The sequence below is a fragment of the Mesorhizobium sp. BHbdii genome (genome assembly GCF_053848045.1).
The window spans coordinates 1-616 of the sequence record NZ_JBSPKX010000076.1; the positions used below are offsets into that span (position 1 = coordinate 1).

Annotated in this window: 1 pseudogene; it reads left to right on the forward strand. The window is 63.0% G+C overall.

Going from position 1 to position 616, the window contains the following annotated elements:
* Window positions 1–616 (forward strand): annotated as a pseudogene (locus ACWTU8_RS31915) (threonine--tRNA ligase); the annotation flags it as partial.

The window sequence follows — 616 nt, forward strand, 5'->3', positions numbered from 1 at the left end:
TCCGACCCGCTCGGCAAGTCCGGCAAGGTCGAGATCATCACCCGCGACGATGCGCGCGCGCTTGAGCTTATCCGTCACGACACCGCGCACGTGCTGGCGGAGGCCGTGCAGGAATTGTGGCCGGGGACGCAGGTGACCATCGGACCGGTGATCGAGAACGGATTCTACTACGACTTCGCCCGCAACGAGCCGTTCACGCCGGACGACTTCCCGGTGATCGAGAAGAAGATGCGCGAGATCATCGCGCGCAACAAGCCGTTCACCAAGGAAGTCTGGTCGCGCGACAAGGCGAAAAAGGTGTTCGCCGACAAGGGCGAGCGTTACAAGCTCGAACTGATCGACGCCATTCCCGAGGATCAGGATCTCAAGATCTACGCGCAAGGCGACTGGTTCGATCTCTGCCGCGGTCCGCACATGGCCTCGACCGGCCAGATCGGCAATGCCTTCAAGCTGATGAAGGTGGCCGGTGCCTATTGGCGCGGCGACTCGAACAATCCGATGCTGACGCGCATCTACGGCACGGCCTGGGCCGACCAGGCGCAGCTTGAAGCCTACCAGACGATGCTGGAGGAGGCCGAGAAGCGCGACCACCGCAAGCTTGGCCGCGAGATGGACC